Below are 12,487 nucleotides of genomic sequence, written 5' to 3' on the forward strand. Positions count from 1 at the left end.
AAGGTAGAGAAAAGATTTTGATAGAAAAGTGAAAAAAAGAACTTATTTAACCAGCAGGATTTTATCTTCAGACAGCGAATATATTACATCGAAGATTGTTGAAAGCGCTTCCAAGTGCAGCAAATAGAGATGTCTGCCATTTTATGGAGTGACGAGGTTTGCCTACTATTTATGATGTAGCTAAAGCGGCGGGGGTATCTATTGCTACAGTTTCGCGGGTTCTAAACGGTTATCCTTTTGTAGCGGAAAAGACGCGGGAGAAAGTCCTGCGTGCCATGCAAGAGTTAAATTATTCTCCGAATTTACTGGCGGCAGCCTTGATGAAAAAGAATACCTATACTGTAGGTTTGCTTATTCCTGATATTTCTAACCCCTTTTTTGCCGAGATCACCCGGGGGGTAGAGGATGCCGCCAATAAATTCGGGTTTAACATTATAATTTGCAATACAGATAATGATCCGGAAAAGGAAACAAAATATGTAAACCTCCTCTTACAAAAAAGCGTCGATGGCTTAATTTTTGCCACCTCGGAAATTGCTAACCAAAACATTTTAATGCTCAAAGAAAGACAATTTCCGCTAGTATTGATTGCCAGGGAAGTAGAGGGGATAGAAGTAGATGTAGTTTTGGCAGATAACTTTCAAGGCGCCTATGAAGGGGTGAAATATTTAATCAGCCTGGGGCATCACCGCATCGCGTTCCTGGGCGAATCGTTAAATATTAAATCCACACGCGAGCGACAGGCAGGATACGAAAAAGCCTTGCAAGAAGCGGGGATCCCAGTAGAAGCGGAGCTAATCGTTACAGGGCTAAAGAGTTTAGAAGAAGCCTATCATAGAATGCGCTTATTTTACCCTAAGGCACGACCCACGGCGGTCTTTGCTGCCAATGATGTTTTAGCTATTGGTGCTATAAGGGCCTTAAAGGAGCTAGGTTTGAGCATACCTGGAGATGTCTCGGTCTTGGGCTTTGACGATACTATTTTTGCTTCCATAGCTGAACCCCCTCTAAGTAGCGTGGCCCAGCCCATGCGCCAGATGGGGAAAATGGCTATGACAAGGTTGATAAGCAGGATCCGTAATAAAGAAGAAAAGTGTAGAAGGTTGGTATTACCAACTAAACTGGTGATTAGGGCTTCTACTAAGGCTTGCAGTTAAGTAAGGTGGGGATGGGAGTGGGTAAAAGTGCAGCAGCCTCTCCTAAAGCTTAGAGGAATCTGTAAGCGCTTTCCTGGTGTTGTGGCTTTGGATAATGTGGATCTCGATGTATATTCTGGAGAGATCCATGTCTTATTAGGGGAAAATGGAGCTGGAAAGTCTACTCTTATTAAAATATTAACCGGCGCCTATCAAAAGGATGCTGGGGAGATCATCATTGATGGAAAAGAAGTTCAGATTAGAACACCGCGAGAAGCATTACAACTAGGTATTTCTTGCATTTACCAAGAATTAAATTTAATCCCTCATTTAAGCGTAGCCGAAAATATTTTTTTGGGGAGGGAACCCCAAGTATTTCCTGCCTTAGGAGTTATAGATTTAAAAGAGCGCTATAAACGGAGTGCGGCTTTGTTAAAGGAACTAGGGTGTGCAGTTTCTCCTGGGGTTAAGGTTAAGGATTTGGGCCTGGGCAAGCAGCAAATGGTAGAGATAGCCAAAGCCCTTTCTTTAAATGCCCGGCTAGTTATCATGGACGAGCCTACCTCGAGCTTAAGCGAGAAGGAAGTAGCCGAGCTTTTCCGGGTAGTCAGGCAGTTAAAAGAAAAGGGCATAGCCATAATCTTTGTATCCCACAAGCTAGAGGAGATACGCCAAATCGCTGACCGGGTTACAGTCTTAAGGGACGGCCGGAAAGTGGCCACTTTAGCTCGAGGAGAGTTTGACATTGAAGAGTTAATAAAGTTGATGGTGGGTAGGACCCTGAAGGAGAAGTTTCCCAAGATTAGCGTCCAGCGCGGCCGAGAAGCCTTGCGTGTAGAAGATATATGGACAGATACAGGACTAAAGGGGGTTAGCTTTTCAGCCTATGAAGGTGAAGTATTAGGGATTGCTGGGCTCGTGGGAGCGGGAAGGACGGAACTCGCGCGGGCTATTTTTGGAGCTGACCCTTTACGTAAAGGCAGTATCTTCATTTACGGGCAAAGGGTAGATATAAAATGCCCGGAGGATGCTATTCGTGCTGGACTAGCCTTTTTAACGGAGGACAGGAAGACACAAGGCCTTATCCTGGGAGAAAGTTTGGCCTTCAATATTACCTTGGCAGGAATTAAGCAGTTTAGGCGGTGGGGCTTCCTAGATATAAGACGGCAATTTAAGGCTGCTGAACAGCTAGCCCGGGATCTTAAAGTAAAGCCCCTAGATATACGGCGAAAAGCGCGAGAGTTAAGCGGGGGCAACCAGCAAAAAGTGGTCCTGGCTAAGTGGTTATGTACCCGGGCTAAAATCTTCATCTTCGATGAGCCTACACGGGGTATTGATGTAGGGGCTAAAGTAGAGGTGTACAACCTCATAAACCAGCTGCTCCAAAATGGCGCAGCCGTTATAATGATTTCCTCTGAATTGCCTGAAATACTAGGCATGAGCGACCGCATTCTGGTGATGAGTGAAGGGCGGATTACCGGGGAGTTTTTAAGGGAAGAAGCCACACAAGAAAAGATAATGAAGGCAGCAACGGGAGGTTATTAAAGATGCTTAAAACAGTTAGCGAAAAAGCGGCTAAGGAGCCAGATATCCAGGTAGAAGGCAAGATCAACTGGAAGGACTTACTGTATAGTCTGGGTGCCTTATTGGGGTTGATCCTTTTAAGTGTTGTATTGACCATATTATCACCTGACTTTTTAACTCTTAACAACCTGATGAACATTGCCCGTCAGTCGGCTATAAACAGTCTTATCTCTGTAGGCATGCTCCTTACAATTTTGACAGCAGGGATAGACCTTTCTGTAGGTTCGGTTCTGGCCTTGTCCACTGTGGTAATGGCTATCCTTATTATAAAGTTACATGTAAGCCCTTTCATAGGAGTACTGGCGGGCTTATGCTTGGGTGCTTTTTTAGGCTTTATGAATGGCATTTTACTTACTAAATTACATCTTCCCCATCCCTTTATCTCTACCTTGGGCACCATGAATATTGCCCGGGGATTAGCGTTAATTGTTACTGGTGCTACTCCTATATCAGGTTTTCCCTTTTCTGTTCAGTTCCTGGGAGCTGCCTTTTGGGGACCTATCCCAGTTAGCTTTATCCTGGTCCTCATAGTATTCATCATCTTTCATCTCTTCCTTACACGTACCACTACTGGCCGCTACATTTACGCTGTAGGTGGTAATCCTGAAGCAGCAAGGTTATCAGGTGTCCCGGTAGAGAGGATTTTGGTGATAGTCTATACTTTAAGCGGTTTTATGGCAGCTGTGGCCGGGTTGGTACTGATAGGCCGGGTAAATGCGGCTTATCCCCTGGCTGGTTTGGGGTATGAGCTAGATGCTATTGCAGCAGTGATTATTGGCGGGGCCAGTTTCTTCGGAGGGGTAGGTACTGTATGGGGTACTCTGGTGGGAGCCCTTATCATGGCAGTTCTGCGCAACGGGTTAAATCTTTTGGGGGTTTCTGCTGATCTCCAGACTGTGGCTATAGGTGCTGTTATTATCGGCGCTGTCTACGTTGATGTATTGCGCCAGCGGGCAATAAATAAAGGGAGGAGGTGAGAGAGAATAATCCCAGAGCCTAAAGTCCTTAAATCAATTTTTCTCCCAGCTTAACTTTCATTAAAAATTTTAAAAGGAGGTCTGTTTGATGGGCAAAAAGTTGTTGACTATTATCATTCTAGTAGTAGCCATGGCCTTCGCGTTGGCTGGCTGTGGCGGTAGCAAAGGTCAGAGTTCTCAAAGTGCCGGGAAGGAGACGGCTAAACAGGAGACGCAGGCTAGCGGCAAGATTCGAGTAGCTGTTATAGTAAAAGCCTTAAATAGCGATTACTGGCATTTGGTAGAGGCTGGGGCTAAAGATGCAGGGGCTAAATTAGGGGTAGATGTCACCGTGTTAGGGCCTGCTGCGGAAACCCAAGTAACCGAACAGGTATCTATGATTGAGGACCAGATTACCAAGAAAGTATCTGCTCTAGCTGTAGCTCCCAGCCAGCCCAGCTCGGCTATACCTGCCTTTGAGCGGGCTAAGGCACAAAAGATACCAGTAGTTTTAATAGATACCGATGCTCCTTGGCAGGATAAGGTTTCCTTTGTAGGTACTGGTAACTACGTAGGTGGTAAGCAAGCGGGTGAGTTTTTGGCCAAAAAGTTGGGCAAAGGCGCTAAAATAGCTATCCTGCGCGGCGCTTTGGGCGACCCGACTCATGACGAGCGGGCCAACGGTGCAGTAGAAGTTCTTAAAGCGCAAGGATTAGAAGTGGTCACCATCCAGCCGGCCAATAGCGAACGCCAGATGGGTATGTCAGTAATGGAGAATATCCTCCAGGCCCATCCGGATATCCAAGGCGTATTTGCTACCAATGATGAAATGGCTTTAGGTGCCTTAAGGGCTATTGAGGCGGCCCATAAGAACATCATAGTGGTAGGTTTTGACGGTTCACCTGATGCCTTGAAATCCATTAAAGAAGGTAAACTTACCGCTTCCATAGCGCAAAACCCGTATAATATTGGCTATATGGGTGTAGAGGCTGCAGTAAAGGCTGTTAAAGGAGAAAGTGTAGATAAGAGGATCGATACGGGTACTAAGGTTATAACTAAAGAAAATGTCCAGGAAGAGATGGACAAGTTGGCCAAGATTTTGGGCAAGAAATAAAAAGAGAGTTTAGCGGATTACTGCCACAGTCCTGGATCTTTCCAGGATTGTGGCGGTTTTCAACAATTCTTTTGAAAGCGCTTACCAAAAGGCTGAACACTAAGCCCTAAACAATCCAAAGGAGGTAGTTACTTTCATGTCCACCATGCGTTGCGTAGTTCTCCATGCCGACTGGGATCCCCGGCCAGGCTTTAAATTGGGGGCTAAAGACATTGAGGGGAAGCAGACTTACCTAGGTAGCCGAGTGTGGAGGAACCCCAGGGTAGTTATTGAAGAGAAGGAAATACCCAAGCCGGGCCCGGGTGAGGTGGTGATCGAGGTAAAGGCTTGCGGTATATGTGGCAGCGATGTGCATATGGCCCAGCCGGACGATGAGGGGTATATCCTTTATCCCGGGTTGACCGGTTTCCCGGTAGTCCTGGGGCACGAGATTGCAGGTGTAGTCGTGGAGGCAGGGCCGGGCGCTTTAGATAAGCGGACCAACAAGCCTTTTAAAGGCGGGGAAGAAGTATGCACCGAGGAAATGGTATGGTGCGGTTCCTGCCAGCCTTGCGCCGATGGGTACCCCAATCATTGCGAGCGGCTGGATGAGCTGGGATTCAATGTAGACGGGGGATTCGCCAAATATGTGAAGGTACCTGCCCGCCTGGTCTGGAGCCTGGAGCCCTTGAAATCCCGGTACAAGGGGTTGGATCTTTTCCTGGCGGGAAGCTTGGTAGAGCCCACTTCAGTGGCTTATAACGCAGTGATCGAGCGTAGTGGCGGCGGTATAAGGCCTGGGGATAATGTGGTCATCTGCGGTGGTGGTCCGGTAGGTTTAGCGGCCTGCGCCATCCTTAAACGGCAAGGCGCGGCCAGGGTTATCTTGTCGGAGCCTGAGCCAGCCCGGGCGGAACTGGGATTAAAGATGGGCGCTGATTATGTGATTAATCCCCTTAAAGAAGATTTTGTGCAAAGGGTACTGGAGCTAACTGACGGTTATGGTGCCGCCCTTTATTTGGAGGCCACTGGACTGCCAACAATAGTATATCCTCAGATTGAGCAGGTGATTTGGGAAGGTAGGACCCTAAACGCCAGGGTGATTGTGGTAGCTAGGGCGGATGCCAAGATGCCGGTCACCGGCGAAGTACTCCAGGTGAGGAGGGCCCAGATCATAGGTGCCCAGGGCCACTCCGGCCACGGTACTTTCCCGCGGGTTATAGAGAGTATGGCTGCTGGTATGGATATGACACCCATGATTACCAAGAAGATAAGGTTAGAGGAAGTGCCGGAGAACCTTGTGTTGCTTAGAACCGATAGGAAGGAAGGCAAGATTACTTGCGTCATGGACTAAGCGTTTAGACTAGGTATGGGTTAGGTTACGGAAAGGGGGGAACCGGGGTTGTTGGTTTATAGGCCAGCAACCCCGATAATAACTGATTTAGATAAAGGAGGAATAACAGGATGGAGCAGAGGATATCCAAAGGTTGGCTTTTAACTGACCACCCAGCCATCATCTTTGAAGATAACACAGTAGGCCGGCTAAAGAAACAAATTTGGGAGGCCTCAGAAGAAGAGATCGACGCTATCTTAAAGGAATATGAGATCCCTTCGGAACCCGAACTGGGCAAGCCCGGCACTTATATCCAGAACACTCCTAGGGCTAAAGTGATAGAAAAACGGAAGAAGAATGATATCGTGTTTGTACCTATAGGCTGTACAGAAAACCACGGCCTTCACGCTAACAGCGGTTTAGATACCTTCATGGTAACCCAAATTTTGGAAGGCGTGCGCCGCTATACGGCCAAGCAAGGCCGGGAGGTAAGCCTAGCCTTCCCGCCCCTAAACTACGGCGGGCATCCCTACCATCATGTAGGTATGCCGGGCACCATCATTATGCCCAAGGAAGTGGTGGAGGAGACCATTATCTATACTATGCTCGGGCTCTGGAATGATGGCTTTCGGAAAATAATCCTAGTAAACAACCACGGCCACCTGTGGATGTTAGAATCCGCTATCCACGAGTTCATGAAGAGGTTCCAGTTACCAGGAATTTTCCAGGTGGTTGACTGGCACCGGGCTGTGCGGGAATTTTTCTTCCCTGTAGATCGGGAAGATAGCTTACAGACCCATTTCGTCCACGCTGATGAGGCGGAGACTTCCATAGCCCTCCTTCTGTTCCCAGGAATGATAGATATGAGCGTGGTGGAAGATGCTGAAGGGGAAAGCTTCTTGCCTGTAGGCCATTTCGATACGGCGGTGGACCCCTTCAGGCGCCCCCACCGGTGGTCAGAAGGGGAGGGCCATATGGCCATTGAACGGGCTGCCACTCCCCAGGGAGTAGTAGGTAAGCCCAGCCTGGCTTCTGCTAGAAAAGCCAAGCGGCCTGTGGCTGCTATCTTAAAGTATCTCACCTTGCTCCATGACCAGATCTTAGAGGCCTTCCCGCCTGGTACTGTACCGCCGGTAGAGAAGGTTACCTTAAGGACGGAAGAAGAGATGCGGCCCTTCTTAAAAGAACCTTTAAGTGAAGGCTGGAAGTCAGTGTATGAACTACCCCTGATAGGGCCTTTCCATAAGCTGTAAGTGTGCTCAAAGGATAAGCGGTACCCGCTCCTTTACCGCAGTAGAAATAGAACAAAGCTTCCTTTAAAGGAGCGGGTACGTAACCTTGCTAAGCAGTACAACTTAGGGGGAAAAACTATGAGCAAGAAACTAAGGATAGGTTTAATAGGTGCAGGCCGGATCGGGAGGGTGCATGCTGAAAATATACGCTTTAGTGTTCCTGAAGCGGAAGTGGTGGCCGTCGCCGATCTGTATAATGATAAGATAAAGGATTGGGCCTTAAGCTTAGGGATTAAAAATGTATTTAGCGACAGCAGTAAAATTATGGAAGACGAAGATATCGATGCAGTCCTCATCTGTTCTTCTACTGATACTCATTCTTCCTTGATAGTTGAGGCGGCCCGGGCGGGTAAACATATTTTCTGTGAAAAACCTATAGATTTTGACCTGACCAAGATACGAGAGGCCCTTAAGGAGGTAGAAAAGGCCGGGGTTAAACTGCAGGTCGGGTTCCAGCGCCGCTTTGATCCGAGTTTCAGGAAGGCGTACGAACTTATCGGGCAGGGTAAAATAGGGGATATTCACTTGATCAAAATTACCTCGCGGGATCCCCAGCCTCCCCCGCTGGACTATATAAAGGTATCCGGGGGGCTTTTCCTGGATATGACCATCCATGATTTCGACATGGCGAGGTATTTGTCTAGGAGCGAGGTCACGGAAGTTTACGCCTTAGGTGGTGTGCTGGTGGATGAAGCCATTGGCGAAGCGGGCGATATAGATACCGCTATTGTCACTTTAAAATTCGCTAATGGTGCCTTGGGAGTGATAGATAACAGCCGCCGGTCTGTTTACGGGTACGACCAGCGGGTAGAGGTCTTCGGGTCACAAGGATGTATTATGGTAGGCAACGATAAGCTAACACATACTGTACTAAGTACGGCCGAAGGATTTTTAAGCGACCGGCTCCAGCACTTTTTTATGGAAAGGTATAGGCAAGCGTATATAGAAGAAATAAAAGCCTTCGTCGAGAGCATCCTACAGGATAAAGAACCTCCCGTTACCGGGATAGATGGATTAGAACCGGTGCTTATTGGCCTCGCCGCTAAGAGGTCCTTGGTCGAAGGGAGGCCTGTACCTATAGAGCGTGTCTAGACCACCCGCTACCTTAAAGCCCAGAAAAGCCAACTGAATACAGTCATGGCCAAACTTAAGCCCTAAAAAAGTGAAGCCTTGGATGTGCTAGGCTTCGGTTGATGGAGGTCCTTAAGAAATGAAATTGAGTATATCTATAGTATGGGAAGCTAGCGATTCTGCCCCCTTCCTGCTAAGGGGGCCTTATATTACAAGCATCAAGAAAGCGGCTGCCTTGGGCTATGAGGCCGTAGAAATCCATGTCCGGGATCCCCGGGAACTTGATGTGGACCAAATTTTAAAGGCCTGCCGGGAAGAAGGGGTAGCCGTTTCTACCTTGGGAACAGGCCTGGGTTACGTAGTAGACAAACTTAGCCTTACCCATCCGGAGCCTAAAATAAGGGAACAAGCGGTAAACCGGCTCCTCCAGCATATAGAAGTGGCTTCTTACCTAGGGGCGGGAGTCATCATCGGTTCCCTTCGAGGGAGCATAACTGATAGACAAGAGGCAAAAAAGTACGAAAGGTACGCGGAGGAAGGTTTGGTCTTTTGCCTGGAGAGAGCTAAAAAGCTCGGGGTGACCCTTTTTCTTGAGGCTATTAACCGCTATGAGACCAATTTTATTAACACGGCCGCAGAAGCCTTAGGATTCCTCGCCAGGTTTGCCCCCGATTTATCTCCTTATTTTAAACTCCACCTGGATACCTTTCACATGAATATTGAGGAAGCCGATCCACTCCAAAGTATAAAAATGGCAGGGGAAAACTTAGGCCATATCCACTTTGCTGATAGCAACAGGCTTTACCCTGGCGGAGGGCATATCGATTTTAAAAAGATAATTACTGCTTTAAAGGATATCGGGTATCAAGGTTATATCGCCTTGGAATGCCTACCCTGTCCTTCCCCAGAAGAGGCGGCAATAAGAGGATTACGATATGTCAGATCGCTTCTTTGAGGAACAAGATAAGTACGGCTGTTTTATATATGTTTCATAAACAGTACAATGCATTTTAGATGAAACTTTTTCGCAACATAACTAAAATAAAAATATATGCTTATCATTTAAGTACAAGGCCTGGCATCATTTTTGCTATATAGTTAAGAGGAAGGAGGGAGAAAGGGTAAAAAATAAATTTTAAGTAAGGAAGACTTTTTAAAAGGAGGCGAAAAAGTTTGAGCGTAGCAGCGAGGTTAGAGAGGTTGCCTTTAAGTTCTTTTCATTACAAGTTACTTCTTATATGCGGTCTGGGCTGGCTATTTGATGCTATGGATGTTGGTCTTATATCTTTTGTTTTACCTGCAGTTGCCAAGTTTTGGAATCTGACGGCCACCCAGATAGGTGCCCTGGGAAGCATCGGCATGGTAGGTTTAGGTTTGGGAGCCGTTATTGGCGGGACGCTAGGAGATATCTATGGCCGTAAGCGCGTTTTTACTATTACCTTGATAATTTATGGAATAGCCACCTTTTTATGCGGTTTATCTACCAGTTATGCTATGTTAATGTTTTGGCGGTTTATTGTGGGGCTAGGTTTAGGAGCCGAGATACCCGTTGCTTTCACCTTAGCTAGCGAGTTTTCTCCTGCTGGCCACCGGGGGCGCATGACCGTTTTACTGGAGAGCTTTTGGGCTTTTGGATGGCTTGCTGCAGCACTCATTGGATATTTAGTAGTTCCCCAGTGGGGATGGCGCGTGGCTTTCTATATAGGTAGCCTCCCTGCTCTTTACTCGGCGGTATTGCGCCGTACGCTGCCCGAATCTCCTAGGTATTTAGAAAAAATAGGTAAAAGGGTAGAAGCAGAAGAAGTGGTAGCCCAAGTGGAAAGGGCGTGCGGCGTAGTCCCAGGGACAACTGAAGAGTATGTTCAAGTAAGTGCTGCCGCAGAGACAAGTGAGGCACCTAAAAAAGCTAGGTTCTCTGAGCTCTGGAGAGGTGGCTATGTGCGTCGTACCCTTTGCCTCTGGATACTCTGGTTTGGCATTAATATCGCTTACTATGGCATTGTGATTTGGCTACCCACCCTTATGGTAGGCAAGGGATTTGGGATTGTAAAGAGTTTTGAGTATGTGCTTATTATGTGTATAGCCCAGATCCCAGGCTACTTTAGCGCTGCCTATTTAGTTGATAAAATTGGAAGGAAACCTACCTTGACTGTCTACTTATTGTTAAGCGGTGTGGCAGCCTACATGTTCTCTTCCTCAACTACTGTAGGTCAGGTTATTGGATGGGGTTCGGCTATTTACTTCTTCAACCTAGGTGCCTGGGGTGTGCTGTACGCCTATACGCCTGAGATGTATCCCACCCACTTGAGGGCTACTGGTGCTGGCTGGGCTTCCTTCTGTGGCCGCATCGGTGCCATTATAGCACCGATGGCGGTAGGTAAAATTGTGGCTTCCCTAGGGCAACAAGCAGCTTATCCAGTAGTATTCGCCTTGATCGGGGTTGTTTGTGTGCTCACCGCTTTGGCCATGCTGATTTTGGGTATCGAAACTAAGGGTAAGAGTTTAGAGGAGCTGGCGCGGGTATAAAAGTTGGGGGAACGGGTGGGTAACATTCATATTTGTTACCCACCCTATCCTAAAAAAGAAAGCCTAAGAAGGAGATCGCTATAAAAATGTTAGATTTTAAGTTTTATTACCAACCCCAGACTTTGGGTGAGGCGCTAGAACTTTTAGCAACTTTACCTGGTAAAGTCCGGCCTTTAGCTGGTGGTACTGATATTGTTCCAGCCTTACGGAGAGGTGAGCTGGAACTAGATGGCTTAGTGGATATATCTTGCCTTAAAGAGTTAAAGGGAATAGAAAAGGTAGGAGAAAGGGTCCGGATAGGAAGCCTAGTAACCTTTAGCGAATTGTCTTCTTCTCCCCTTATACGACAATATGCGCCTGTTTTATCTGAAGCAGCTTCTTCAGTGGGTTCGCCGCAAATCCGAAATTTGGGGACGGTGGGGGGAAATATCGTTAATGCTTCGCCGGCGGCTGATTCGGTCCCTGCTCTAGTAGCTTTGGAAGCAGAAGCAAAGATTTGTTCTCAGCAAGGCGAGAGGTTTCTAAAAGTAGAAGAGATACTCTGTGGAGCAGGGAAGACCTGTCTAACCCCGGGCGAATTGATAGAAAGCATATTTTTCTCGTTACCACCACCCAATACCAAAAGTGGATTTTTAAAGTTAGGAAGGCGTAATGCTCTGGCTATTGCGCGCTTGAGCGTGGCAGCAGTTATTACTTTGGACCCTTCTAAAAATAAAATTGCCCAAGCCAAAGTCGCTTTAGGCGCTGTAGCCCCTAATCCCTTTAGAAGCGAGGAAATAGAAAGATTATTGGTAGGGGCGGAAGTTTCTTCTAGCTTGATTGAGGAAGCAGCTGCTTTAGCCTCGCAAGTTGTAGAAAAGAGATTAGGTTCTAGGCCTACGGCTCCTTACAAGAAACAGGCGGTCAAAGGGGTTATAAGAGAGTTGCTCCAGAAACTTTTAAAACCTGTGGAGGTTAAAGCTTCATGAATACTTCTCTAAACACATTCCGCCTAGAGATGAAGGTTAATGGACAGCTTGTTTCTTTAGATATACCGCCTACTTTACGGCTTATCGATGTACTGCGCGATGAACTCCGGCTTACAGGTACTAAAGAAGGTTGCGGCGAAGGGGAATGCGGTGCCTGTAGTGTTTTGTTGGATGGGAAATTGGTAAATTCCTGTTTGATACTGGCGCCTCAAGCTCATGGTAAAGAAGTTATTACTATTGAAGGTTTAGCTGCCCAGGGAGAACTTCATATTTTACAGAAATCCTTTGCCGAGGCAGGAGCGATCCAGTGCGGCTTTTGTACCCCAGGTATGATATTAGCGGCTAAGGCGCTTTTAGATAGTAATCCCTGCCCTACGCGGGAGGAGATAGCTTTAGCTATTTCTGGAAATCTTTGCCGGTGTACAGGGTATGTGAAAATTATAGAGGCTATTGAACTAGCTGCCCGTAGGCTTAGAGAAGAAAAAGTACAGGAAGCTTGTTAAAGTAAACAGGGTTTTATGGAGGGGA

Annotated in this window: 11 protein-coding genes; all 11 read left to right on the forward strand. The window is 47.2% G+C overall.

The window, feature by feature from the left end; translation table 11 throughout:
• Positions 1-158: 158 nt before the first annotated feature.
• Positions 159-1,157: a LacI family DNA-binding transcriptional regulator gene (locus B9A14_RS04255; RefSeq protein ID WP_084664314.1), complete on the forward strand. Its 999-nt coding sequence runs from the start codon at positions 159-161 to the stop codon at positions 1,155-1,157.
• A gap of 27 nt (positions 1,158-1,184) precedes the next feature.
• On the forward strand, positions 1,185-2,681 hold the full coding sequence (locus tag B9A14_RS04260) for a sugar ABC transporter ATP-binding protein (protein ID WP_084664316.1): 1,497 nt from the start codon (positions 1,185-1,187) through the stop codon (positions 2,679-2,681).
• 2 nt (positions 2,682-2,683) lie between these two features.
• Entirely contained in the window at positions 2,684-3,697 is a 1,014-nt protein-coding gene (locus tag B9A14_RS04265; protein WP_084664318.1) for an ABC transporter permease, read from the forward strand.
• A gap of 88 nt (positions 3,698-3,785) precedes the next feature.
• Complete coding sequence (locus B9A14_RS04270; RefSeq protein ID WP_084664320.1) at positions 3,786-4,790, forward strand: sugar ABC transporter substrate-binding protein; 1,005 nt, start codon at positions 3,786-3,788, stop codon at positions 4,788-4,790.
• Between the two features lie 145 nt (positions 4,791-4,935).
• Positions 4,936-6,123 (forward strand): scyllo-inosose 3-dehydrogenase, encoded by a 1,188-nt coding sequence (gene iolM / locus B9A14_RS04275; protein ID WP_084667030.1) that lies wholly within the window; start codon positions 4,936-4,938, stop codon positions 6,121-6,123.
• A gap of 110 nt (positions 6,124-6,233) precedes the next feature.
• Complete coding sequence (gene iolN, locus B9A14_RS04280; protein WP_084664322.1) at positions 6,234-7,355, forward strand: 3-dehydro-scyllo-inosose hydrolase; 1,122 nt, start codon at positions 6,234-6,236, stop codon at positions 7,353-7,355.
• 117 nt (positions 7,356-7,472) lie between these two features.
• On the forward strand, positions 7,473-8,486 hold the full coding sequence (gene iolG, locus B9A14_RS04285; protein ID WP_084664324.1) for an inositol 2-dehydrogenase: 1,014 nt from the start codon (positions 7,473-7,475) through the stop codon (positions 8,484-8,486).
• 118 nt (positions 8,487-8,604) lie between these two features.
• Positions 8,605-9,420, forward strand: a complete 816-nt coding sequence (locus B9A14_RS04290) for a sugar phosphate isomerase/epimerase family protein (protein WP_084664326.1) — start codon at positions 8,605-8,607, stop codon at positions 9,418-9,420.
• A 218-nt stretch (positions 9,421-9,638) separates the two neighbouring features.
• Complete coding sequence (locus tag B9A14_RS04295) at positions 9,639-10,991, forward strand: MFS transporter (RefSeq protein ID WP_084664328.1); 1,353 nt, start codon at positions 9,639-9,641, stop codon at positions 10,989-10,991.
• A gap of 86 nt (positions 10,992-11,077) precedes the next feature.
• Positions 11,078-11,959, forward strand: a complete 882-nt coding sequence (locus B9A14_RS04300) for an FAD binding domain-containing protein (protein ID WP_084664330.1) — start codon at positions 11,078-11,080, stop codon at positions 11,957-11,959.
• A complete protein-coding gene (locus tag B9A14_RS17340; RefSeq protein WP_172839028.1) occupies positions 11,956-12,462 on the forward strand; it encodes a (2Fe-2S)-binding protein in 507 nt (168 codons plus the stop codon). The genes B9A14_RS04300 and B9A14_RS17340 overlap by 4 nt, the downstream gene beginning before the upstream one ends.
• The last annotated feature ends 25 nt before the right edge of the window (positions 12,463-12,487 follow it).

This window comes from Thermanaeromonas toyohensis ToBE (genome assembly GCF_900176005.1).
GTDB classification, from domain to species: domain Bacteria; phylum Bacillota; class DSM-521; order Neomoorellales; family Neomoorellaceae; genus Thermanaeromonas; species Thermanaeromonas toyohensis.

Excerpts from the sequence above, each read along its gene's own strand:
- B9A14_RS04265 (WP_084664318.1), top strand. The coding sequence starts at position 2,684 with ATGCTTAAAACAGTTAGCGAAAAAGCGGCTAAGGAGCCAGATATCCAG.
- B9A14_RS04270 (WP_084664320.1), top strand. The coding sequence starts at position 3,786 with ATGGGCAAAAAGTTGTTGACTATTATCATTCTAGTAGTAGCCATGGCC.
- iolM (WP_084667030.1), top strand. The coding sequence starts at position 4,936 with ATGCGTTGCGTAGTTCTCCATGCCGACTGGGATCCCCGGCCAGGCTTT.
- iolN (WP_084664322.1), top strand. The coding sequence starts at position 6,234 with ATGGAGCAGAGGATATCCAAAGGTTGGCTTTTAACTGACCACCCAGCC.
- iolG (WP_084664324.1), top strand. The coding sequence starts at position 7,473 with ATGAGCAAGAAACTAAGGATAGGTTTAATAGGTGCAGGCCGGATCGGG.
- B9A14_RS04290 (WP_084664326.1), top strand. The coding sequence starts at position 8,605 with ATGAAATTGAGTATATCTATAGTATGGGAAGCTAGCGATTCTGCCCCC.
- B9A14_RS04300 (WP_084664330.1), top strand. The coding sequence starts at position 11,078 with ATGTTAGATTTTAAGTTTTATTACCAACCCCAGACTTTGGGTGAGGCG.
- B9A14_RS17340 (WP_172839028.1), top strand. The coding sequence starts at position 11,956 with ATGAATACTTCTCTAAACACATTCCGCCTAGAGATGAAGGTTAATGGA.